26 protein-coding genes are annotated in these 22,619 nt (G+C 45.3%); 17 read left to right on the forward strand and 9 right to left on the reverse strand.

The features are described from left to right. Positions 1–127: 127 nt before the first annotated feature. From pdhA to lpdA, 4 genes are all read left to right on the forward strand, one after another. Positions 128–1,243 carry a pyruvate dehydrogenase (acetyl-transferring) E1 component subunit alpha gene (gene pdhA / locus ACWJJS_RS08395; protein ID WP_003154530.1) on the forward strand — a complete coding sequence of 372 codons (1,116 nt, stop codon included), beginning with the start codon at positions 128–130 and terminating at the stop codon, positions 1,241–1,243. Between the two features lie 3 nt (positions 1,244–1,246). Next, a complete protein-coding gene (pdhB, locus tag ACWJJS_RS08400; RefSeq protein ID WP_003154528.1) occupies positions 1,247–2,224 on the forward strand; it encodes a pyruvate dehydrogenase complex E1 component subunit beta in 978 nt (325 codons plus the stop codon). Between the two features lie 124 nt (positions 2,225–2,348). Then, positions 2,349–3,677: a pyruvate dehydrogenase complex dihydrolipoyllysine-residue acetyltransferase gene (gene pdhC, locus ACWJJS_RS08405; protein WP_317461439.1), complete on the forward strand. Its 1,329-nt coding sequence runs from the start codon at positions 2,349–2,351 to the stop codon at positions 3,675–3,677. Positions 3,678–3,681: 4 nt separating this feature from the next. Continuing rightward, positions 3,682–5,094, forward strand: a complete 1,413-nt coding sequence (lpdA, locus tag ACWJJS_RS08410; protein WP_033574600.1) for a dihydrolipoyl dehydrogenase — start codon at positions 3,682–3,684, stop codon at positions 5,092–5,094. A 47-nt stretch (positions 5,095–5,141) separates the two neighbouring features. Here the strand turns inward: lpdA and ACWJJS_RS08415 are convergent, their stop codons facing one another. Then, positions 5,142–5,516 carry a hypothetical protein gene (locus ACWJJS_RS08415; protein ID WP_014304946.1) on the reverse strand — a complete coding sequence of 125 codons (375 nt, stop codon included), beginning with the start codon at positions 5,514–5,516 and terminating at the stop codon, positions 5,142–5,144. Between the two features lie 248 nt (positions 5,517–5,764). On the opposite strand from ACWJJS_RS08415, the gene ACWJJS_RS08420 reads away from it, so the two are divergent. Further along, complete coding sequence (locus tag ACWJJS_RS08420; protein WP_071391881.1) at positions 5,765–6,556, forward strand: polysaccharide deacetylase family protein; 792 nt, start codon at positions 5,765–5,767, stop codon at positions 6,554–6,556. A 114-nt stretch (positions 6,557–6,670) separates the two neighbouring features. After that, positions 6,671–6,790 (forward strand): GapA-binding peptide SR1P, encoded by a 120-nt coding sequence (locus ACWJJS_RS08425; RefSeq protein ID WP_003154518.1) that lies wholly within the window; start codon positions 6,671–6,673, stop codon positions 6,788–6,790. Positions 6,791–6,838: 48 nt separating this feature from the next. On the opposite strand, the gene ACWJJS_RS08430 is transcribed toward ACWJJS_RS08425, so the two are convergent. After that, positions 6,839–8,311, reverse strand: a complete 1,473-nt coding sequence (locus tag ACWJJS_RS08430; RefSeq protein WP_077722165.1) for an aminotransferase class I/II-fold pyridoxal phosphate-dependent enzyme — start codon at positions 8,309–8,311, stop codon at positions 6,839–6,841. 179 nt (positions 8,312–8,490) lie between these two features. Here ACWJJS_RS08430 and ACWJJS_RS08435 point away from each other — a divergent pair, with 179 nt between their 5' ends. Then, positions 8,491–8,757, forward strand: coding sequence for a UPF0223 family protein (locus ACWJJS_RS08435; RefSeq protein WP_007409667.1), 267 nt, complete (start codon positions 8,491–8,493; stop codon positions 8,755–8,757). Positions 8,758–8,792: 35 nt separating this feature from the next. On the opposite strand, the gene ACWJJS_RS08440 is transcribed toward ACWJJS_RS08435, so the two are convergent. Further along, the gene (locus tag ACWJJS_RS08440; protein ID WP_014470447.1) at positions 8,793–9,425 is read right to left on the reverse strand and encodes a DUF1054 domain-containing protein; all 633 of its coding nucleotides are present in this window, start codon (positions 9,423–9,425) and stop codon (positions 8,793–8,795) included. Positions 9,426–9,661: 236 nt separating this feature from the next. Between ACWJJS_RS08440 and ACWJJS_RS08445 the strand changes: the two genes are divergently transcribed. From ACWJJS_RS08445 to ACWJJS_RS08455, 3 genes are all read left to right on the forward strand, one after another. After that, positions 9,662–9,850, forward strand: a complete 189-nt coding sequence (locus tag ACWJJS_RS08445; protein WP_003154513.1) for a hypothetical protein — start codon at positions 9,662–9,664, stop codon at positions 9,848–9,850. A 133-nt stretch (positions 9,851–9,983) separates the two neighbouring features. Beyond that, positions 9,984–10,781: an inositol-1-monophosphatase gene (suhB, locus tag ACWJJS_RS08450; RefSeq protein ID WP_007409670.1), complete on the forward strand. Its 798-nt coding sequence runs from the start codon at positions 9,984–9,986 to the stop codon at positions 10,779–10,781. Further along, a complete protein-coding gene (locus ACWJJS_RS08455) occupies positions 10,768–11,220 on the forward strand; it encodes a GNAT family N-acetyltransferase (protein WP_454023482.1) in 453 nt (150 codons plus the stop codon). The genes suhB and ACWJJS_RS08455 overlap by 14 nt, the downstream gene beginning before the upstream one ends. A gap of 51 nt (positions 11,221–11,271) precedes the next feature. Here ACWJJS_RS08455 and ACWJJS_RS08460 read toward each other — a convergent pair whose 3' ends face one another. After that, entirely contained in the window at positions 11,272–12,837 is a 1,566-nt protein-coding gene (locus ACWJJS_RS08460; protein WP_069473399.1) for a M4 family metallopeptidase, read from the reverse strand. Positions 12,838–13,159: 322 nt separating this feature from the next. On the opposite strand from ACWJJS_RS08460, the gene ACWJJS_RS08465 reads away from it, so the two are divergent. From ACWJJS_RS08465 to ACWJJS_RS08480, 4 genes are read left to right on the forward strand one after another with little or no spacing between them, the layout of a single operon-like run. Further along, positions 13,160–15,097 carry a hypothetical protein gene (locus ACWJJS_RS08465; RefSeq protein ID WP_454023483.1) on the forward strand — a complete coding sequence of 646 codons (1,938 nt, stop codon included), beginning with the start codon at positions 13,160–13,162 and terminating at the stop codon, positions 15,095–15,097. Continuing rightward, positions 15,087–15,356: a hypothetical protein gene (locus ACWJJS_RS08470; RefSeq protein ID WP_454023484.1), complete on the forward strand. Its 270-nt coding sequence runs from the start codon at positions 15,087–15,089 to the stop codon at positions 15,354–15,356. The genes ACWJJS_RS08465 and ACWJJS_RS08470 overlap by 11 nt, the downstream gene beginning before the upstream one ends. Then, on the forward strand, positions 15,357–15,878 hold the full coding sequence (locus tag ACWJJS_RS08475) for a sigma-70 family RNA polymerase sigma factor (protein ID WP_166706310.1): 522 nt from the start codon (positions 15,357–15,359) through the stop codon (positions 15,876–15,878). Next, a complete protein-coding gene (locus tag ACWJJS_RS08480) occupies positions 15,875–16,168 on the forward strand; it encodes an anti-sigma factor family protein (RefSeq protein WP_454023485.1) in 294 nt (97 codons plus the stop codon). Before ACWJJS_RS08475 ends, ACWJJS_RS08480 begins: the two co-directional genes overlap by 4 nt. 37 nt (positions 16,169–16,205) lie before the next feature. On the opposite strand, the gene ACWJJS_RS08485 is transcribed toward ACWJJS_RS08480, so the two are convergent. Beyond that, the gene (locus ACWJJS_RS08485; RefSeq protein ID WP_454023486.1) at positions 16,206–16,823 is read right to left on the reverse strand and encodes a hypothetical protein; all 618 of its coding nucleotides are present in this window, start codon (positions 16,821–16,823) and stop codon (positions 16,206–16,208) included. A 309-nt stretch (positions 16,824–17,132) separates the two neighbouring features. After that, positions 17,133–17,321 carry a YlaF family protein gene (locus ACWJJS_RS08490; protein WP_003154504.1) on the reverse strand — a complete coding sequence of 63 codons (189 nt, stop codon included), beginning with the start codon at positions 17,319–17,321 and terminating at the stop codon, positions 17,133–17,135. 111 nt (positions 17,322–17,432) lie between these two features. Between ACWJJS_RS08490 and typA the strand changes: the two genes are divergently transcribed. Beyond that, positions 17,433–19,271, forward strand: coding sequence for a translational GTPase TypA (gene typA, locus ACWJJS_RS08495; RefSeq protein WP_003154502.1), 1,839 nt, complete (start codon positions 17,433–17,435; stop codon positions 19,269–19,271). Positions 19,272–19,327: 56 nt separating this feature from the next. Beyond that, a complete protein-coding gene (locus ACWJJS_RS08500) occupies positions 19,328–19,648 on the forward strand; it encodes a YlaH-like family protein (RefSeq protein ID WP_014304952.1) in 321 nt (106 codons plus the stop codon). A gap of 41 nt (positions 19,649–19,689) precedes the next feature. Here ACWJJS_RS08500 and ACWJJS_RS08505 read toward each other — a convergent pair whose 3' ends face one another. Continuing rightward, positions 19,690–19,899 carry a YlaI family protein gene (locus tag ACWJJS_RS08505; protein WP_003154499.1) on the reverse strand — a complete coding sequence of 70 codons (210 nt, stop codon included), beginning with the start codon at positions 19,897–19,899 and terminating at the stop codon, positions 19,690–19,692. A 101-nt stretch (positions 19,900–20,000) separates the two neighbouring features. Next, positions 20,001–20,624 carry a YhcN/YlaJ family sporulation lipoprotein gene (locus tag ACWJJS_RS08510; protein WP_003154498.1) on the reverse strand — a complete coding sequence of 208 codons (624 nt, stop codon included), beginning with the start codon at positions 20,622–20,624 and terminating at the stop codon, positions 20,001–20,003. Positions 20,625–20,778: 154 nt separating this feature from the next. Here ACWJJS_RS08510 and ACWJJS_RS08515 point away from each other — a divergent pair, with 154 nt between their 5' ends. Then, positions 20,779–22,107: a PhoH family protein gene (locus tag ACWJJS_RS08515; RefSeq protein ID WP_146276708.1), complete on the forward strand. Its 1,329-nt coding sequence runs from the start codon at positions 20,779–20,781 to the stop codon at positions 22,105–22,107. Here ACWJJS_RS08515 and ACWJJS_RS08520 read toward each other — a convergent pair. Next, the gene (locus ACWJJS_RS08520) at positions 22,102–22,578 is read right to left on the reverse strand and encodes a hypothetical protein (RefSeq protein ID WP_003154496.1); all 477 of its coding nucleotides are present in this window, start codon (positions 22,576–22,578) and stop codon (positions 22,102–22,104) included. The two genes, ACWJJS_RS08515 and ACWJJS_RS08520, sit on opposite strands and share 6 nt — an antisense overlap. Positions 22,579–22,619: the final 41 nt, after the last annotated feature.

Here is a 22,619-nt window from a genome sequence, read left to right on the forward strand (position 1 = left end):
CTTAAGCGCTATGTGAATTTCTGAATGATTATTTTTAGAATTGCAGAGCATGATAAGACTGTTTTTAATACGGATGGCTAAACGGTATCCTAACCCTGTTAAATCAAAAGAAGAGGTGGTTTAAAAAATGGCTGCAAAGACAAAAACTTCAATTGTTGATAGCAAAAAACAATTTGATGCTATTAATAAGCAGTTTGAAACGTTCCAAATTTTAAATGCTGAAGGAGAAGTCGTAAATAAAGACGCAATGCCTGATCTTTCAGATGATCAGTTAAAAGAATTAATGAGAAGAATGGTGTATATCCGCATTTTAGACCAGCGTTCAATTTCTCTTTCCCGTCAAGGACGTTTAGGTTTCTATGCACCGACAGCGGGCCAGGAAGCTTCTCAAATTGCATCACACTTCGCGCTTGAACAGGACGACTTTATCCTTCCGGGTTATCGTGACGTTCCTCAGCTGATTTGGCACGGGCTTCCTTTACATCAGGCATTCCTTTTCTCAAGAGGCCATTTTAAAGGTAATCAGATGCCTGAGGGAGTAAATGCTTTATCACCTCAAATTATTATCGGTGCTCAAATTATTCAAACCGCAGGTGTAGCTTTAGGTCTTAAAAAGCGCGGTAAAAAAGCGGTTGCTATTACTTACACTGGTGACGGCGGAGCTTCTCAAGGTGACTTCTATGAAGGAATGAACTTTGCCGGAGCATTTAAAGCGCCAGCGATCTTCGTTGTTCAGAATAACCGCTATGCGATTTCAACTCCTGTAGAAAAGCAATCATCCGCGCAGACAATTGCCCAAAAAGCAGTTGCTGTCGGTATTACAGGTGTTCAAGTAGACGGAATGGACGCACTAGCCGTTTACGCTGCAACCGCAGAAGCACGCCAGCGCGCAATTAACGGTGAAGGTCCGACTCTGATTGAAACTCTTACATTCCGTTACGGACCTCATACAATGTCCGGTGACGATCCGACTAAATACCGTACGAAAGAAATAGAAAATGAATGGGAGCAAAAAGACCCGCTCGTACGTTTCCGCAAGTTCTTGGAAAACAAAGGACTATGGTCTGAAGAAGAAGAGAACAAAGTGATTGAACAGGCCAAAGAAGAAATCAAACAAGCTATCAAAAAGGCTGACGGCGAATCAAAACCGAAAGTAACAGAGCTGATTGAGAATATGTTTGAAGAGCCGACGTTCAACTTGAAAGAACAACTTGAAATTTACAAAGCGAAGGAGTCGAAGTAAGCCATGGCGCAAATGACAATGATTCAAGCGATCACTGATGCGTTACGCACAGAACTGAAAAACAATGAAAACGTTCTGCTTTTCGGGGAAGATGTAGGCGTTGCCGGAGGCGTATTCCGTGCAACTGAAGGCCTTCAAAAAGAATTCGGTGAGGACCGCGTATTTGACACGCCGCTTGCTGAATCCGGTATCGGCGGTCTCGCTCTCGGTTTAGGCCTGCAAGATTACCGTCCTGTTATGGAAATCCAATTCTTCGGATTCGTATATGAAGTAATGGATTCAATCTCAGGACAAATGGCTCGTCTCCGCTACCGTTCCGGCGGACGCTGGACTTCTCCGGTGACAATCCGTTCTCCATTCGGCGGCGGGGTTCATACACCTGAACTTCACGCTGACAGTTTGGAAGGCCTTATCGCTCAGCAGCCGGGTATTAAAGTTGTTATCCCTTCCACTCCTTACGATGCAAAAGGACTGCTGATTGCCTCTATCAGAGACAATGATCCGGTTGTTTTCTTAGAGCATATGAAACTTTACCGTTCTTTCCGTCAGGAAGTTCCTGAAGAGGAATACACAATCGAGCTTGGCAAAGCTGATGTGAAACGCGAAGGTACTGACCTTTCTATCATCACATACGGCGCGATGGTTCATGAGTCGCTTAAGGCTGCTGAAGAGCTTGAAAAAGAAGGCGTTTCTGCTGAAGTTATCGACCTTCGCACTGTAAGCCCGCTTGATATTGATACGATTATTGCTTCTGTTGAAAAAACAGGCCGCGCAATTGTCGTGCAGGAAGCTCAAAAACAAGCCGGCATCGCTGCCAACGTTGTAGCTGAAATCAATGACCGCGCGATTCTGAGCCTGGAAGCTCCGGTTCTGCGTGTTGCGGCGCCTGATACAGTATTTCCTTTCTCGCTTGCTGAGAGCGTATGGCTTCCAAACCATAAAGACGTTCTTGAAACTGCGAAAAAAGTTCTTGAATTTTAATCAGGCATCATAAAAGACGGTAAAGAGAGTCCTTTTCTCTTATGATGAAGGAGTCTGTTTACTAGGTTCAATGCTTGCGTATGCATAACTAAAATTTGCTTAATCAACTAGGAGGTCGAAAACTGTGGCATTTGAATTTAAACTTCCGGATATCGGGGAAGGTATCCACGAAGGCGAAATCGTAAAATGGTTTGTTAAGCCGAACGACGAGGTAGAAGAAGACGATGTTCTGGCTGAAGTGCAAAATGATAAAGCAGTGGTAGAAATTCCTTCACCTGTTAAAGGAAAAGTATTAGAATTAAAAGTTGAAGAGGGAACAGTTGCAACTGTTGGACAAACGATTATTACGTTTGACGCACCTGGTTACGAAGATCTTCAATTCAAAGGAAGCCATGATTCAGGAGAGGCGAAAACTGAGGCTCAAGTTCAGTCGTCTGCTGAAGCAGGGCAGGATATCTCTAAAGAAGAGACTCCTAAAGAGCCTGCAAAAGAAACCGGCGCAGGACAGCAGGACCAAGCGGAAGCTGATCCGAACAAACGCGTGATCGCGATGCCTTCCGTACGCAAATATGCCCGTGAAAAAGGCGTGGATATCCGTAAAGTAACAGGTTCAGGCAATAACGGACGTGTTGTAAAAGAAGATATCGACAGCTTTGCAAATGGAGGAGCGGCTCAAGAAGCGGCACCGCAAGAAACAGCTGCACCTCAGGAAACAGTTAAACCTGCAGCGGCTCAGGCTCCTGAAGGCGAATTCCCTGAAACACGCGAAAAAATGAGCGGTATCCGTAAAGCGATCGCGAAAGCAATGGTGAACTCTAAGCATACTGCACCGCACGTAACTCTTATGGATGAAGTTGACGTAACAAATCTTGTTGCTCACCGCAAACAGTTCAAACAAGTTGCTGCTGATCAAGGCATCAAGCTGACTTATCTGCCTTACGTCGTCAAAGCATTAACATCCGCTTTGAAAAAATTCCCTGTTTTAAACACATCGATTGATGATAAAACAGATGAAGTGATCCAAAAACATTACTTCAACATCGGAATTGCAGCGGATACCGAAAAAGGCCTGCTTGTGCCGGTAGTGAAAAATGCCGACCGTAAAGCCGTTTTCGAAATCTCTGATGAAATCAACAGCCTTGCTACAAAAGCGCGTGAAGGCAAGCTTGCACCTGCGGAAATGAAAGGCGCTTCTTGCACGATCACAAATATCGGTTCTGCCGGAGGCCAATGGTTCACACCGGTTATCAACCACCCAGAGGTTGCGATTCTCGGTATCGGCCGTATTGCTGAAAAAGCGATCGTCCGTGACGGTGAAATTGTAGCTGCTCCTGTCTTAGCTCTTTCTCTCAGCTTTGACCACCGTATGATTGACGGAGCAACTGCACAAAATGCGTTAAACCACATCAAGCGTTTACTGAACGATCCACAACTTATTTTAATGGAGGCGTAATGTTATGGTAGTAGGAGATTTCCCTATTGAAACAGATACTCTTGTGATTGGTGCGGGACCAGGCGGCTATGTAGCTGCCATCCGCGCTGCTCAGCTTGGACAAAAAGTAACAGTCGTTGAAAAAGCAACGCTTGGAGGCGTTTGTCTGAACGTCGGCTGTATTCCTTCAAAAGCGCTCATCAATGCAGGCCATCGTTACGAGAATGCAAAACATTCAGATGACATGGGAATCACTGCTGAGAACGTAACGGTTGACTTTACAAAAGTCCAAGAATGGAAAGCTTCTGTTGTAAATAAGCTTACCGGCGGTGTTGCAGGTCTTTTAAAAGGAAATAAAGTGGACGTTGTAAAAGGGGAAGCTTATTTCGTAGACAGCAACTCTGTCCGCGTAATGGATGAGAACTCTGCGCAAACATACACATTTAAAAACGCAATCATTGCTACTGGTTCTCGCCCTATCGAATTGCCAAACTTCAAATATAGCGAACGCGTTCTGAACTCTACAGGCGCACTTGCGCTTAAAGAAATTCCGAAAAAGCTCGTTGTTATCGGCGGCGGATATATCGGTACTGAGCTTGGAACAGCGTATGCGAACTTCGGAACTGAATTGGTTATTTTAGAAGGCGGAGATGAAATTCTTCCTGGCTTCGAAAAACAAATGAGTTCCCTTGTTACCCGCAGACTGAAGAAAAAAGGCAACGTTGAAATCCATACAAGCGCCATGGCTAAAGGCGTTGAGGAAAGACCTGACGGCGTAACAGTTACATTCGAAGTAAAAGGCGAAGAAAAGACGGTTGATGCTGATTACGTATTAATCACTGTCGGACGCCGTCCGAACACTGATGAGCTCGGCCTTGAGCAAGTCGGTATCGAAATGACTGACCGCGGTGTCATTAAAACAGACAAGCAGTGCCGCACGAACGTACCGAACATTTACGCAATCGGTGACATCATTGACGGACCTCCATTGGCTCACAAAGCGTCTTACGAAGGTAAAATCGCTGCGGAAGCTATTTCAGGAGAGCCGGCTGAAATCGATTACCTCGGTATTCCGGCGGTTGTATTCTCTGAGCCTGAACTGGCTTCTGTCGGTTACACTGAAGCACAGGCGAAAGAAGAAGGCATTGAAGTCGTTGCAGCTAAGTTCCCGTTTGCAGCAAACGGACGTGCGCTGTCTCTTAACGAAACTGACGGCTTCATGAAGCTGATCACCCGTAAAGAAGACGGTCTTGTAATCGGTGCGCAAATTGCCGGCGCAAGCGCTTCTGACATGATTTCTGAATTGAGCCTGGCGATCGAAGGCGGAATGACTGCTGAAGATATCGCGATGACAATTCACGCTCATCCGACATTGGGCGAAATCACTATGGAAGCTGCCGAAGTAGCAATCGGAAGCCCGATCCACATCGTAAAATAATGATGTAACAAAGAAACAGCCCCCGTTTGTAAAAGCGGGGGCTGTTTTTATTGTGCAAGCACATGCTGCATAGGTTTGATGATATCCTCTTTTTTCTTTACGGATCCCTCAATCTTCATGACCACATGCCGATGATTGATCACCATCAGCGCAGGGAACGTGTTGATTTCCTCTTCCCATCCCTTTCTGTTGTCATAAACCTTCATTTGATCGACATGATGGGGATATTTCTTTTCTAAATCAAGAATCGCATCGTAATAAGGAACTTCTTTATCTATATGATTTTCATCGGAAAAAAACAAGATTTGAGTGTGATGAATGCTGTCGATCCGGTTATTTTTGAATGGAATGACAGTAGAAACCGAACAGCTTGACAGAACGAACAGCATCAAAAAAAAGGGAATCACCGTACGGTAGCGCATCTATCTTACTCCTCTGTTTTATATAATATATTGGTTCATCCATTTATAAGGACTATATTAAGTGTATCACGAGAGGTGAAAAACCTAAGGCTTGTTACTGAATTGTTATATAATTGAAACCGTTTTTAATGAAGAAATAATACGTGTGACAACTTGTACAGCCGATGTGTAAAAAAGGCACATTGTTTTTCGTGAGAGCGCTGTTTTTTCGTTATACTGGGGGCAAAACCATATCAGGAGGGATTGTCATGTATAAAGCCGCTGCAGCCGTCATATGTATGTGCTTACTCGCCGGCTGCCAATCAAATGAAAAGATGCAAACAAACAAACCCTATTCTCAAGCCGCGGCCAATCATGCCAAACGGGAAAACCATCATACAAAAGAGAAAAAACAGAAGGCGGAGCCCCGTTACTATATCAATCCGAAAACCTTTTCTGTGGAAAAAATGGATGAACAGAAAGAAAAAAAACCGATCGCATTGGTAACGATCGATGACGCGCCTGATCAGCATGCCGCTGAGATTGCGGACAAACTGCATGATCTCAATGCGTCAGCGATCTTTTTTGTAAACGGACATTTTTTGAAAAAAGATGAAAATAAGAAAGCGCTTAAGCATATTCATGAGTTAGGCTTTATGATCGGAAATCATACAATGACTCATCAAAACTTAAAAGATCTTTCCGAACAAAAACAACGGGAAGAAATCATTGGCGTCAATAAAGCGGTTGAAAAGGTAATAGGAGAGAAACCCGCATTTTTCAGGGCGCCTTTCGGAAGCAATACGGACTACAGTGACAGACTTATAAAAAAAGAAGGAATGGTGAAAATGAACTGGACCTTCGGGTATGATTGGGATCAGAAATATCAATCCAAAAAAGCGCTTACCGATATCACCCTGAGCAGTCCTTACCTGCGGGACGGCGCAAACATATTGATGCATGACCGGAAATGGACGGCTGAAGCCATGCCGGACATTGTAAAAGGATTGCGTCATAAAGGATATACCGTGATTGACCCTCGAGCTATAAAAAGACCGTAAAAAAATAAATGTGTTATACAATTTATCAGTTGACATATTAAATGTGACATAATAATATAATAACAACAAGTGAAAATTAAGCGTTTTCAAATTCTGAGAAATGGGGAATGACAGATGGGTACAATTGTTTGCCAAGACTGTAACGAAGCGATTCATTACTTTGAGGATGAGAAGGTCACGACGTTATACGGAACATGCTGCGGACAATGCCAGTGTCATCTTGAAGAAGAGTAAAAAGCGTAAAAAAGGCCCGAAACGATTTCGTTTCGGGCTTCTTTATGTTTATTGGATGGCTTTTTGCTCTTTGATGACTCTGATCATTTCAAGCGTGGCATCTTCGGGACCCTGCACAGGAAGGCCGGCGTCCAAGTTTTTAAAAATGTAGCTGATATTTTCTTCAGTAATGATCTCACCCGGAATAAAGATCGGAATTCCCGGCGGGTACACCATGACAAACTCTGCAATGATCCGTCCCGCGGATTCTGTTAACGGAATGACTTCCGTATTTGCGTAAAACGCGTCTCTTGGCGTCATCGCTAACAGAGGAATCTCAGGAAGCAGAACTTCCGCTTGCTGATGAGCATAGTCATTTGCAGAAGCCTGCTTTGAAATGTCTGTAAGCGCGCTTACAAGACGGTCGGCATCTCCTGCTCTGTCTCCGGGGGTGAAAATACATAAAATATTATACAAATCGGACAGCTCGACTTCGATATTAAATGATTCGCGGAGCCATTTTTCAACGTCATGACCCGTCAGGCCGAGGTTTTTGACCGAAATGATTAATTTAGTCGGATCATAACTGAAGGCAGCTTTTGACCCAGTGATTTCTTCGCCGACACAGCGGATGCCTTCAATTTGATTGAGGCGTTCCCGTGTCTGATCCGCCAGCAGAATCGTTTCTTCAAGAAGATCGCGGCCTTCTGTAGCGAGGCGTTTTCTTGCGACATCCAGTGAAGCGAGAAGCAGATAGGATGTTGACGTTGTCGTCAGCATGCTTAAAATCGACTGTACTCTTTCTTTGGAAACAAGGCCTTCTCTCACATTTAAAATGGAGCTCTGCGTCAGGGAGCCTCCCAATTTGTGCACGCTTGTGGCTGCCATATCAGCGCCCGCCTGCATGGCGGACAGAGGAAGCTTATCATGAAAATGAATATGCACGCCGTGCGCTTCATCGACAAGAACAGGCACATCGAAAGAATGCGCGAGCTTTACAATGCTGCTCAAGTCAGCTGCCACACCGAAGTATGTCGGATTGATGACAAGCAGGCCTTTTGCGTCAGGGTGTTCCGTCAAAGCCCGCTCGGCGGACTCAAGCGTAATGCCGTGAGAAATTCCGAGCTCATCGTCAATTTCCGGGTGAATAAAAATCGGCACCGCTCCGGAAAATACAATGGCCGACATAATGGATTTATGAACGTTTCTCGGGATGATGATTTTATCTCCGGGTCCGCATACGGCCATGACCATCGTCATAATGGCGCCGCTCGTCCCTTGTACGGAAAAGAAGGTATGGTCTGCGCCGAATGCTTCCGCGGCCAGATCCTGGGCTTCTTTAATGATGCCCTTTGGCGCATGTAAATCATCCAGAGGTTCGATATTAATTAAATCTATGCTTAACGCGTTTTCTCCGATAAATTGTCTGAATTCCGGGTCCATTCCCGCGCCTTTTTTATGGCCCGGAATGTGGAATTGGACAGGCTGTCTGTCCGCGTGCTTTTTCAGTCCGCTGTACAGGGGTGTTTCATGTTGCGGCAATTGTTTTCCCACCTTTATCATAATACCTACGGATTAGTTTGTATTACATTCAGTTTTATTACCCGTTTTTTAAACGTAAAACAAATGAATTATATTATGAACTTGAAAGAAAGTAAAGAACAATTTATGATCTATGGAAGATGCTTATTTTGAGCATGATGATAAAGGAGTGAAGACATTTGGAATATCAATATCCGATGAATGAGGACTGGACGACAGAGGAGGCCGTGGACGTCATTGCTTTTTTTCAGCAGGTGGAAAACGCCTATGAAAAAGGAGCTGACCGAGACAGACTTCTGAATGCGTACCGCCGCTTTAAAGAAATCGTTCCCGGGAAAGCGGAAGAAAAGAAAATCTGCAGCCAATTTGAAGCTGACAGCACCTATTCCCCGTATCGGACTGTGAAACAGGCGAAACAATCAGATCAAGCGATTATCAAAATGTAGACAAAAGCGAGCCGGCAATCGGCCCGCTTTTTATGTTATGAGACTTTCTGAGTCAGTGTGTATAAAAAGGAAAGCTTCCTAAAAGCATCTTCAATGGTTTGCAGGAATTCATTGTTGTTCATGTTGATCACGTCTTCTTTTTGCAGCTGAATGCCGCATAAAAGCTCTGCTTTTTTCACTGTCTGCAGGCGTTCAAATAATGTTTTCAGCTGCTCCTGATCCATGTCGGACTGCTTGTACGCACCTGGCTTCGTATGATCCGGCGACCATACAAAATGACCGGGAATCTGTTTTGTGATTTCCTCCTGCTTCGCTTCCAGCAATCTGCCGTATTCCTCTTTTATCGGAGATTCATAAATGATGGCAAACCATACAAACATATGGGTGTCCCATAAACCGATCTGAAAGTGAGGGAGTTTCTTATAGCCGCGTTTGCTGTTGGCAAAGGCAACCCAGCTGTCAGCCGGCGGGTTGACAGATCTTCTCGCGTGCTTGGCGACATGCGGGAACATTTCATCTCCTGTCAATGCTGACAATGTCGGTGCGAAATGCTCTCCTAACAAGGTCAGCTTCGGACGGACTTGTTCTTTTAACACCTCCATGCGCGGATCTAAACCTTCTATTGTAAATGTATCGAAGTCTTCTTTTGTAAAACGCATCTGAGTCATCTTTTTCCTCCTTAACGTAAGTATTCATATTTTACCACAGCCGCCGCCGGCCGCAAAAACATTGAGAACGTTTGAGCCGAGAGGATTGGTGGTAAAAAACGAATAGGTAAACACACAATTTTAAGAATGTTGTTACAGCCGAATATAAGTTTCCATACGATATAAGAAGTATCATTAATAAATTGGAAAAATGGGATGCTTTTTTAACAAATGATCTCTGGAAGGGGCGAAAGACAATGAGGCAAGTGGTGAAGGAAGGATTCAGGGAGGAAAAAAATAACCGTGTAGCTGTCTGGAGACTAGAGGTTGATTATGAATTGGCAACCCTGTACGAGGCCATGCAAAAAGAGAATGAAGATCAAATCGATCTCAGCAAAAGAAAACTGGAACGTCTCAGAAAAGAATGGATTCGGCTTAACGGATAAAGAATAGTAAAAACGAACCGCAGGAAATGGTTCGTTTTTACGTGAGAAGGCATTTTTTTCATTTTCCTTGCTTTTTCATCGCCTTTATCAGTATGCTATAGAATAAGCTATACATAGAAAAGAGGTACACGGTATGACAAATTGGACGGAAATTGATGATATCGCAAAACAATGGGTAAAAGAAGCCGGAACGAGAATCAGACAATCCATGCAGGAAAGCTTGACGATTGAAACAAAATCAAATCCGAATGATTTAGTCACAAATATTGATAAAGAGACGGAGCGCTTTTTCATTGACCGTATACAAGGAACTTTTCCCGGACACCGGATTCTCGGAGAAGAAGGGCAGGGGGATAAACTCCGCTCCCTTGACGGAATCGTCTGGATCATTGATCCGATTGACGGGACGATGAATTTTGTCCATCAAAAGCGGCATTTCGCGATCTCCATCGGCATCTTTGAAGACGGAAAAGGCAAAATCGGCTTAATTTATGATGTGATGCAGGACGAACTGTATCACGCATTCAGCGGAAAAGGGGCTTATCTGAACGATACGCCGCTTGCTCCTTTAAAAGAAGCTTCCATTGAAGAAGCCATTATTGCAATCAATGCCACATGGGTGACGGAAAACAGAAGGATTGACCCGAGTATTTTGGCGCCGCTCGTAAAACGGGTCAGAGGAACGCGTTCCTACGGTTCGGCGGCACTTGAGCTGGCCAGTGTTGCGGCCGGCCGCATTGACGCATACATTACGATGAGGCTCGCGCCGTGGGATTACGCTGCCGGCTGCGTGCTGCTGAACGAAGTCGGGGGCATTTACACGACCACAGACGGCGAACCGTTTACGTTTTTAGACAACCACAGCGTGCTTGCGGGCAATCCGGCAATACATAAAATTATCTTTGACGACTATTTACATGCTGACAGGTAGAGATTTTGAAGAAGAAGATCTCGGGTTTCTGGAGCAGCTGGCGGCATCGCACCCGGTGTGGAAAAACGAAGAGTTCGGAACAAAAAATGCGGCGGAGTTTATGCTTGCATACTCCATGTACAATGGAACGTGGCTCGTATGGGAGATTGACGGCGCTCCTGCCGCCGTCAGTTTTCATTTGGAATGGGCCCTTTCAAACGGAAAACCGTGGCTCGGAACCGTGGCCGTCGCTCCGGAGGCAAAAGAGAAAGGAATCGGACGCGCGGTCATTGAAGAGATTGCGGGCCGGCTGAGAGGAGAGCATAAAGCGATGTTTTCAGCCGTTCCCCTGGACAGGCAGGAATGGGTTTTGTTTTTAAGTCAATGCGGCTTTGAACAGCTTAAGCTTGAAAAAGACGATCGGGAAAAGACATATATGATCATGGTGAAGCCATTGTGAAATGTTTCAGATATAAAAAAGAGACCGGATTTCTCCGGTCTCTTTTCTTGTTTACAAGCCGACCGCATTCCAGGCCGCTTCTACGCTTGCAGCGTCTTGAGAGCCGTAAAGGTCCCGCGCTGATTGAATCAAAGCTGCTTTTGCATCTTTAAAGCTTGATGACGGAGTGAGATATACCGTCAGTGCGCGATAGTAAATCTGCTCCGCTTTTTTCACGCCGATTTTTGTAATCGTGTTGTAAGCGGCTTTGTTCGGAATTCCGCTGTTTGTATGCACGCCGCCGTAGTCGCCGGCATCAGTGTTCGGAAGGTTTTGATAATTTTTGTAATGGTCGGGCTGTCCGTATTTTGTCGGATTGGATAAGCTGCGGAGAGCCGGCTGGCTGACCGTAATATCCTCACCGATATCCCAGTCCTCAGTATCGGTGAAGTACCCGAATACATCAGAGAAGGATTCGTTTAAAGCGCCCGGCTGATTTTCATAGTTCAGGTTGGCTGTTTCCTGTGTAACGCCGTGTGTCATTTCATGAGCCGTGACGTCCATTGAACCGGAAAGAGGCGAGAAGAATGAACCGTCACCGTCTCCGTAAATCATTTGGTCGCCGATCCAGGCCGCGTTATTGTATTTGCTGCCGTAATGAACAGAAGATACGATTTTGCCGCCTCTATTGTCGTAGCTGTTGCGTTTAAACGTCTGATAGAAATAATCATACACTTTGCCGAGATTGTAATGCGCATCAACCGCAGCGCGCTGAGAAGAAGTTGTGAACTGGTTTGTAGTGCTAGATACGAGCGTGCCCGGCAGGTTATATTGTCGGTTTTGCAGATCGTACGTAATAATTTGTGTTCCGGTAGGCTTCGAAAGATCGCGCATTACATATTTGCCGTTTTCAGAAGAAATATTTAATGAGACCGTTTTTCCTTTAAGAGTCGTACCTGTTCCGGTTGCAGCGGCATGCTCCACTTTGTTTTGCTTTTTCAGGACTTTCCCTGTTTCCGCATCAACGGTTACTTCCCAGTTAGCTGGTTCCGGTTCGATGTAGCGGATGGTTACATCATAGGCGAGGCGGTATTTACCGTCTTTTGTGGCCGCTGCTTTCAGCTCGGCTTTGTTTTTGTTTGCAACGTTGCCGTTAGAGACGGCTTCAGGTGATTTGCCGATTGCTTTAAAAGCATGATCCAGCGCCTGATTTGCAGATAATTTTTTGCTGTTTGCCGTTTTGGCAGAAGCATCGTTGTTTAATTCACCGTTAATCGCATAGACATTGTTGGATTTATCGACGTGAATAATGACTTGCGAGTCTTTCACAGGCACACCGTTAACGACAGGCACATAACGGAAGTGCTTGTAGCCGAGATCATCGGTCGTGTGGTCAATCAGCTTCAGTCTCTCAGAAGGGTTGCCTTTGAAGACTTTGCCGTTTTGTTTCAAGTATTGCTTGATTGCTTTGTCACTGACTGAAGGCAATTCAGATTGCACCAAAGAATGCTTCGGCACAAAGTTCGTCAGGTTTTCTTTAAGCTGAGGATTCTCAGCGGCCTGAACACCCGGAAGACTGATGGTTAAACTCATAAAGGAAGCGGCGACAGCAACAGACAATTTCTTACCTAAACCCACAATAAATCCCCCTTTTTGAAAATAATGAAAACTTATATTGTTATAATAAACCAGCATTCTCTCATTCTGCAATATAAAACTAGACTCCGCTGGTGAATTGATAGAATCGTCCCGTAAAGGCTTCCGGCGGGCAGCGTCAGGGGATAAGCCGAGAGGCACGTGTTGAATCAGACATGAGTCGAATGATGCGATTTATTCTGAAAAAAATGACAAATGAAGTCGGGAAAAATGATAGAGGAAAAATGTTCCGATCTGTAAAACTTTTTTTATAGCCGTTTGTCTAAACAGGTGAGGCCTTAATAAACGAAAAGGATTGTTTCAGATGTCAGAGATTTTCAGTCATTTTATTCAGCATTTCGACAGATATTTCATTTTAAGCAGACAAAGCGTGTTGATCATTCAGTGGTCAGCCGTCTGCCTTGCTGTTTTATACGCGCTGACTTTTCATCCGAAAATCAGCCGTGAGAGAGTTTGGTTTTATTCAGGAATTCTGCTCAGGGCCGTATTATTGGCGGGCATAACAGTTGAATTGGTTCATCAGGTGCAGAGTACTCGCTTTAGCGCGAACTATTTGATATCGGAAGAAAGAGAGCTTCTTCCGATCGTTCATCTCTTAATGTATGGGTATGTGCTGCTCACCGCGTTTCACTATATGCTCATGCCGCAGAAGCAGAGGGGAAAGGGCATATTTTATACCTTTGATCTCACTGTGGTGACACTGCCCGTCATTCAGCTGATCTTCAGTTTTTTCACTTTCTGGAATAACAGTCCCGATGCGATGGCGGGGGAGGATATAGTTTCGATGCTATGTTTTATTACGGTTGTTTTACTACTTCTGATTTCTATGAATGTTTTATTCTTTAAAATGTATTGGAAACCGAGACCCGTTTTTATCGGCGTGTTTTATGCCGGGGTCATCGGGCTGTTGGTGTGGGTGCTCGCTGCGCCCTCGGCAGGTGTAACAAAAGATTACGGCAGACTTCTCCCATTTACGGTGTATTTAACGATGGTCGGTTTTCTGATGACCCATCATTTATTTCATCGGTCAGACAGGATCAGACAGCGGACGAAAAGCTTTCTTGCGGCGGCAACGGCCGCTGGTTTTATTGTCTTTTTGAACCCGGTATACAATGCGGGCGATGCAGCTTTTGCGGTTTCAAAGCCGATAGCTGAAGATTCTGTTGATAATGTGGGTGAACATATCACTTCAGACCAAGCGGAACGGATCCTTACGTCATTTTTTCCGGCTGAGAATCCGATTTATTTAACAGAGACCAATCAGGACCTCCATTACTTTTACCGTTTTAAAACGGAAGATTATGAAGCGGAAGTGGACGAGGTTTCCCGATTGATTACAAATTATCAATATCTTAAAAAACCGGAAGGCCGCACTTTTACAGAAGAGGAATACCGGAAAAAGTCGCTGGATTTCTTGTCGGCGCACGGCCGAAAAATAAAAACACAAGGCATTCAGACAACAGTGAAAAAAGAAGACGGACAGTTTATCGTGGAGATTGCGCCGAAAAGACAAGGGACGAAACACGAAGATTCAGGCACAGTATTTTACTGGGAAAAAGACACCATTATGGGTTTTTCAGAAGATCCGTCTATTTATCAGCTTGAGTCCCTGCCGCAGGTGCATATGAAGGAAAAAGACATAGTGAAAGCAACAAAAGCCGCCTTTCGTACGCTGCAAATGCCTGATCAGACATTTGAAATTACAAATACAGCTATAAACAGCCTGATCGGCAGCAGTTTGACCGTAACTGCGACTAACGGAACGGAGCTGATATTTGATGCAGCATCCGGACGTCTTATGAAAATCAGAGTCTCACCTGACAGCACCGTTTTAACAAAAACAGAACTTCAGAAGAAGCTCTTTTCATTGCTGCTGGGCGCGGATACTTCAAAACTTAGACAAATTGACAAATCGGAAGGCACTCTCGTTTTTGAAAACTCTGAAGGCACATTCGTTACGCTCCGGAATGAAGAAGGCATGAAAGAGGTCTCATTCTACGGGCAGGTAAGCGCCAAAACATTCCCGCATACATACAGAGACGGGGAAACAGCCTTCAAAAGAGTGGCGGGGGCATATAACGGCATCATTTACAAAAAGCGGGTGAAGCCTGTCATAGCGGTGAAAGCCGGCGTAACATATAACGCATGGCTCGTCATTATTCAGCCGTTCGGTTCAAACCGTCATGACGCATATGTAGTGAACGCGGATACTTACGAGGCGGTGAACCTTTATGAACAATAAAGAAAAAAAGGCTGTCTTCTTCGATTTATACGACCTTTATAAAGAAGGAGAACTTGAAGGCGGCACGCTCCAGTGGATGAAAGAACATCAGCATTTATTCGGAGCAGAGGCGGAAAACAGAAAAGGGCAGAATGAACATGGCTTGAATGCGCCGTCCGGCGATATCCGCCAGATTAAATACATGAAATGCCTGACGTATGGATTGTACGGATTCTTCATTGTGCTCTCAATCTGGATGACAGTGTGGTTTTACTTTTAAATGAAAAACAAGATGTCAATTGAACAGCTGTATCGTGAACATTATCAAGATATTATGTATTACCTTTACAGACGCACACAACATGCTGAGACCGCTAAAGACCTCGCTCAGGATACGTTTATGAAAGCATTTAACGGGCTTGATTCGTTTAAGGGCCACTCGTCTATCAGAACGTGGCTCTATGCAATTGCCCATCATACCTTCATCAATTGGTACAGACGTGATAGAAAATATCAATTTTCAGATATCACCCTGAATGAAGGGCTTCAGCAAACAACATATGAACTGCCAGAGCATTACGTCGCCCGGACAGACACTCAGAATGCGCTGACCGGGCAGATTCAGCGTCTGAAAAGCGATCAGCAGACCGTTTTAATTTTAAGGGAATTTCAAGAGCTGTCTTACGAAGAGATTGCTGATGTTTTGGACTGGAGTCTTTCGAAGGTGAAGAGCACCCTGTACAGGGCGAGAATGCAGCTGAAACAGCACTTGGCGGAAAAAAGGAAGGACGGACAGATATGACTTGCTGTTTAGTGAGAGATTTACTCCCTTTATATATTGAAGGCGATTGTGAAACAGAAACGGAGCGGTTTATTTCCCGCCATCTTGAATCATGCGGTAAGTGCGAAAGTTTATATCTTATGATGAAGGAGCCGCTTGACCTCGGCATCCCTGAGATGAAGGCGCCCCCCTGTTATGCAGAAGAAGAAAGGCGGTTTAAGGAACGGTATTACGGGAAGCTGCTGATAAAAGCAGCCTGTTTGTTCGGCGCTGTTTTCTTTATCATGCTGATCCTTAAAATGCTGATTTAAAAAAACGCCCGGCTGAATGACCGGGCGTTTTATCCGTTTACTCAGCCGGATGAAAGGCTGTATAAATACCTTCAAGCAATTCTTGGGGCAGTGAATTAAAGAATCCGGCACACAGCTTTGCTTCTTTTTTTCCTGCTCCTGCTTTTTCAGCAAGGTCCTGATCAAACGTATACACACCGTCTTCTTCAATCAGCGCAGATTGAAGGATATGAAGACTTTGGGAAAAAGCGGTGAACAGCTGATCAACGATAAGGGCCTCTTTTTCCGTAAATCCGAGCTCCACCGCTTTTTCTTTATTAAATGTATATTCGCCGTCCGTTTTCTCAATACATTGGGAAAGAACGGTTAAAAATTCGGTTGAACTGTCCCACAGCTTTTGAATGGTCTGTGCGGCTTCTTTATCTAATCCCAATTCAACCGCTTTTTCACCGTCAAAATAATAGACACCGTCTTTTTCGTAAATGGATTGGCTGATGATGTCAATGAGTTTTGCCGCGTCTTCCGGTGTTTTCTCTGCGGAAGCCTGCAGGGCATGCAGTTCATTTGCCTGGATCGTTTTTGCGCCGGCAGAATCAAGCGGACTGAATGCAAGCAAGGCGGCTGAGGCGGTTGCGGCGGCAGTTACAGCGGTTTTCTTCAAAAAAGATGTTTTCATTTCATTCTCTCCTTGTCATGTGTATTTGCTTACAGCCACAAGTATAAAAAGACAATGATGGAATTGATATAGGAGGTATGGTATTTTCTGCATAACGATGCCGGACTATTTCAGACTGCATTTTCTGAGGGAATCTGCTGATATAACTAGAGTGGGGGCCGTCATTTCCGGCTTCCTGACTAGGCGGCGGGGGAGATAAGCCTTACATCTGGAGCCTGTTTTTGAGGATGTAAAAAAGCCTGAATCTTTGATTCAGGCTTCATAAGATTGTCTTTCCATGTTTACGGAATTTTGCAAAGGGTCATGCTTTTAATCAAGCAGTCCCTGTTCGCGCATTTTTTTCTTTACGGTGAAACCGCTTCCCATCATGGCGATAACGAGAACAATGCTTCCGATGATGCCCCATGCGCTTTTCTCAGCGATTGATACGCCGATCAGCATCATGCTGAAGACTGCTGCGAATGCAAATAATAATAAGAGCCAATTCAATTTTTTCATATTTCCATCCCCTTTAACGTCATACTTTCAGTTTACAGAAAAACGTAACGCTTTTAAAGAGGATGTGTGGTATAATATGAAAGTTATCTAATTTTTTTAGGAGATGAAAATGTGAAACTTCGAAACGATCTTCGCAACATCGCGATTATTGCCCACGTTGACCATGGGAAAACGACTTTGGTAGACCAATTGCTTCACCAAGCCGGAACATTCCGTGCCAACGAAAATATTGCCGAGCGCGCAATGGATTCAAACGATCTTGAACGTGAACGCGGTATTACAATTCTTGCGAAAAATACTGCGATTAACTATAAAGATACACGCATTAATATTTTGGACACTCCGGGACACGCCGACTTCGGCGGAGAGGTAGAACGGATTATGAAAATGGTTGACGGCGTTCTGTTAGTCGTTGACGCATATGAAGGCTGCATGCCGCAAACCCGTTTCGTACTGAAAAAAGCCCTTGAGCAGAACTTAAATCCGGTTGTCGTCGTAAACAAAATCGACCGTGATTTCGCCCGCCCGGAAGAAGTCATTGATGAAGTGCTTGATTTGTTCATCGAGCTTGACGCAAACGAAGAACAGCTTGAGTTCCCTGTCGTCTACGCTTCTGCGATTAACGGAACGGCAAGTCTGGATCCGAAAAAGCAGGACGAAAACATGGAATCACTGTATGAAACGATTCTTGAACATGTCCCTGCCCCGGTAGATAACGCCGAAGAGCCTCTTCAATTCCAAGTGGCGCTGCTTGATTACAATGATTATGTCGGCCGTATCGGTATCGGACGCGTTTTCCGCGGCACGATGAAAGTGGGTCAGCAGGTTTCATTGATGAAACTTGACGGAACGGTTAAATCATTCCGCGTAACGAAAATCTTCGGTTTCCAAGGATTGAAACGCGTGGAAATTGAAGAAGCTAGAGCGGGAGACCTCGTTGCCGTTTCGGGCATGGAAGACATCAACGTCGGTGAAACGGTTTGTCCGGCTGACCACCATGAGCCGCTGCCGGTTCTGCGCATTGATGAGCCTACGCTTCAAATGACATTTGTCGTAAACAACAGCCCGTTTGCAGGCCGTGAAGGCAAATATGTCACAGCCCGCAAAATTGAAGAGCGTCTGAACGCGCAGCTTCAAACAGACGTCAGTCTTCGTGTCGAACCGACTGCATCACCAGACGCATGGGTTGTTTCAGGACGCGGTGAGCTTCACCTGTCCATTTTAATTGAAAACATGCGCCGTGAAGGCTATGAGCTTCAAGTGTCTAAACCTGAAGTTATCATTAAGGAAATCGACGGCGTCAGCTGCGAGCCTGTTGAGCGCGTGCAGATTGACGTGCCTGAAGAGCATACTGGTTCTGTTATGGAATCAATGGGTGCGAGAAAAGGCGAAATGCTTGATATGATTAATAACGGAAACGGCCAGGTCCGCCTGATCTTTACCGTACCATCACGCGGACTCATCGGCTATTCTACTGAGTTTCTGTCACTGACACGCGGTTTCGGTATCCTGAACCACACGTTTGACAGCTATCAGCCGATGCAAAAAGGCCAAGTCGGAGGCCGACGTCAAGGTGTGCTCGTTTCCATGGAAAACGGAAAAGCGACATCTTACGGAATTCAAGGTATTGAAGACCGCGGCGTCATCTTCGTTGAGCCCGGAACAGAAGTATATGAAGGCATGATTGTCGGCGAACATAACCGTGACAATGACCTTGTCGTCAATGTCAGCAAAATGAAACAGCAGACAAACGTCCGTTCCGCTACGAAGGATCAAACGACTACGATTAAGAAAGCGCGCATTATGTCGCTTGAAGAATCACTCGAGTACTTAAACGAGGATGAATACTGCGAAGTAACGCCGGAATCCATCCGTTTAAGAAAGAAAATCCTGAATAAAAACGAACGTGAAAAAGCGGCGAAAAAGAAAAAAACAGCAGGAATGTCTTAATCACTTGCAGAATTTGAAAAGGTAGAACCCGAACGGAAAAGGGGAGGGGGATCTTTTTGAATGAAGTAAGTGAACGGCTGTCGTTCTTTGCGGCTCTTTACCAAGTGGATGAGCATCCGCTGGCGGGAATGTGGCTGTTATACGGAACGATCGTCGTGCTTTCGGTGATTGTATTTAAACTCGGCTTTGCCAAACGGCTGCCGGTGTTGAAGGCTGCGGCAGTTTATCTCTTTCTCGTGCTCGGCTGCACCGTGCTGACTTTTTTCGGTGTGTTTCTGCCGGTCGGAGAAGGGCTTGTTGTCGCCGCCTTGATTTTGATCATTTACAAAATCCGTCTGCACCAGTCTAAAAAAAGCCAGTCAGCTAAACCGCAATAAAAAAATGACCTTGCCTTCCGGCGGGTCATTTTTTATTCGGTTTATTTTTTCAGTTTATCTTTTTTCGCTTTTTGTCCGGGATGAAAGGAAAAGTGTCCGGTATTCAGCCGCGCCTCCGTTTTGATTTTGATTCGGTCATGGCATTCCCGGCACATATATGTATGAATCGGACGATTGCGGAGGCGTTTGGCTGTCAGTGTTTCATCATCAATTTGTTCGATTTTGTCGCAAATGGAACATTTTACTCTCATTGATTTTCACCTCTTTCACTATGACAAGCATTATATCATGGATGCCCCTCCTGCCAAAGGGAAAGAAAGCAGCGCCCTTCCTTTGGAGCGGGCGCTGCTTTTTACTGGCGGTTTTTCATATGATGATCCGATTGATCGTTCTGTTCGTTCTGCAGCTTGTTCTGGTCTCTTTGGTTCAGCTGATCATCATTCGATTGAGTCGGTGATTCTTTTTCATTGTCGGTCACATCATTCGGGACTTCCGGCATGACACGACCGACGATGGCGGCAAGTTCGTCCAAAATGCCTGAAACGGGGCGGCCGGCTTTAATGTCGCTGCCCATGCCTCTCAGACGGGAAACCGTATCAGGATCAGCCACGACAACGGCATTGGCGCCGTAAGGATCGTTTTTTAACGCCTGGGCAACCGTGTATTTAATGCTCTCCACTTTGCTTCTTTCTAAATTGTCATCCACATCGATTCCGACAACGGAGTATCTTCCGAGTACAACCGCGGTGGCATCTGAAATGCCGGGGATTTTTTCGGTTACTTCGACGAGATGCTTAGCGATGTCTGTCCGGCCGGGATTTTCAGCTGTCTCAGGAGCCGTATTTTTAACATGAATCGGTTTTGCATCACGCTGATCGGTTGATTCGTTCTGGATATTGCGGCCGCGGCCGTCCTGTACAGCAGTGCAGCCGGTCAGGATAAACAAGGCTTGTATGATAATGAAAAGAATTCGCACGTCAGATTCCCTCCTTGAATGCTTTCATTTATTTTATTGTTGAATTAACCTTCTATCTTTATTCACCAAATCATATATTTTAGCAGGCATCCCCGTTTTTCGCGGAAAGAGAAGCACACGATGGGCTTTGATCCTTATTTCAGGAGGCTGAGACTTGAGTAAAATTTATGTGTTAGATACGAATGTACTTTTGCAGGATCCTAACGCCATTTTTTCCTTTGAAGAAAACGAAGTTGTCATCCCCGCCGTCGTGCTGGAAGAGGTCGATTCAAAAAAGCGGTATATGGACGAGGTCGGGAGAAATGCGAGGCACGTATCTAAGCTGATAGACGGGCTCAGGGAGAAAGGAAGGCTGCACGAGAAAGTTCCGCTTGAAAGCGGAGGAACGCTCAGAATTGAACTGAACCACCGGTCATTTCATCAGCTCCAAGAAATTTTTATCGAAAAAACGAATGATAACCGCATTTTGGCGGTGGCAAAAAATTTAAGCCTTGAGGAGGAAACGAAAGAAAACGGCCGCCTCGTCATCCTGGTCAGCAAAGATGTGCTTGTCAGGGTAAAGGCGGATGCCATCGGGCTTTTGGCGGAGGATTTTTTAAACGACAGAGTCGTTGACCATGATGAAATATATAGCGGGTACAAAGATATATTTATGAATAAAGAGCGGTTTGCCTCGTTTTATAAAAACAAACAAATTTCAGTCAAGGAGCTTCAGCAGCATCAGGTTTATCCGAATCAATTTGTGCTGATGAAAGATGAATTAGGAGGATCATCGTCTGCGGTCGGCATGGCGGATAAGAAAGGCGAGACTGTAAAAAGACTCGTTTTCGATGATGAGCACGTATGGGGTATCAGGCCGAAGAACGTCCAGCAGACAATGGCGCTCGAACTTCTGCTGAGGGAAGATATCCCGCTTGTCACCCTGATCGGAAAAGCGGGAACGGGAAAAACCTTGCTTGCTCTCGCGGCAGGGCTTCTGCAGACGGAGGATCTCGGTATTTATAAAAAGCTGATCGTCGCGCGTCCCATCGTCCCGGTGGGAAAGGATATCGGATATTTGCCGGGCGAAAAAGAGGAAAAGCTCAAGCCGTGGATGCAGCCGATCTTTGATAATCTTGAATTTTTATTCAATGCGAAAAAGCCGGGTGAACTTGAAGCGATTTTGGCAGGAATCGGATCGATTCAGGTGGAGGCGCTGACATACATTCGGGGAAGAAGCATTCCGGATCAGTTTATTATTATTGATGAGGCTCAGAATCTGACGAGGCACGAGGTCAAAACGCTTTTGACAAGGGTGGGAGAGGGCAGCAAAATTGTCCTGATGGGCGATCCGGAGCAAATAGATCACCCATACTTAGACAGTTTAAACAACGGACTTGCTTATGTTGTAGAGCGGTTTAAAGGACAAACCGTCTCCGGCAGCGTGAAGCTTGTGAAAGGTGAGAGATCCGGCCTTGCACAGCTTGCCGCCGATTTGTTATAAAACTTCGATTTCTGTGACGCCCGTTATCGGTTTTTCAAAGTCTCCGTCCACGTAAAAATGGACCGGGCCGCCGTCTTGAAGCGGTTTCCCCGCATCGCTGAAATGCGCGATTGCGTCCATCGCCTTTTCGAGCGGCACTTCGGTTCTTTCTGATTTTGAAATAAATGCGCACAGGACAGCGCTTTCTTTCGGCTCGGCATTTGCTAAAACAGCGCCGAGCTTCATGGCGAAGCTGCCGTTCATCAGTCTTTCTTTTTCATAACGTTTTTCGCTTTTTAAAGTCGGCGGCGAAATGCGCCCTTCTCTGATCACCCGTTCCGGATCAAGCGTATGCTCCTGGGTTTCTGCAGAGCCGTCCGGATGAACGGGCTGATTGTTTTCAAACGGAAACTTGCGGTCATCGAAAATCCAGACACTCGGATCAATTGTAATCGGGTATGTAACATTGCCTTTTACTTGAATAACGCTCATGTTGAAGCCCCCCTTTACTTAAAGTATAAAAGTTTTCGCAT

It is taken from the genome of Bacillus sp. JK106, assembly GCF_053663355.1.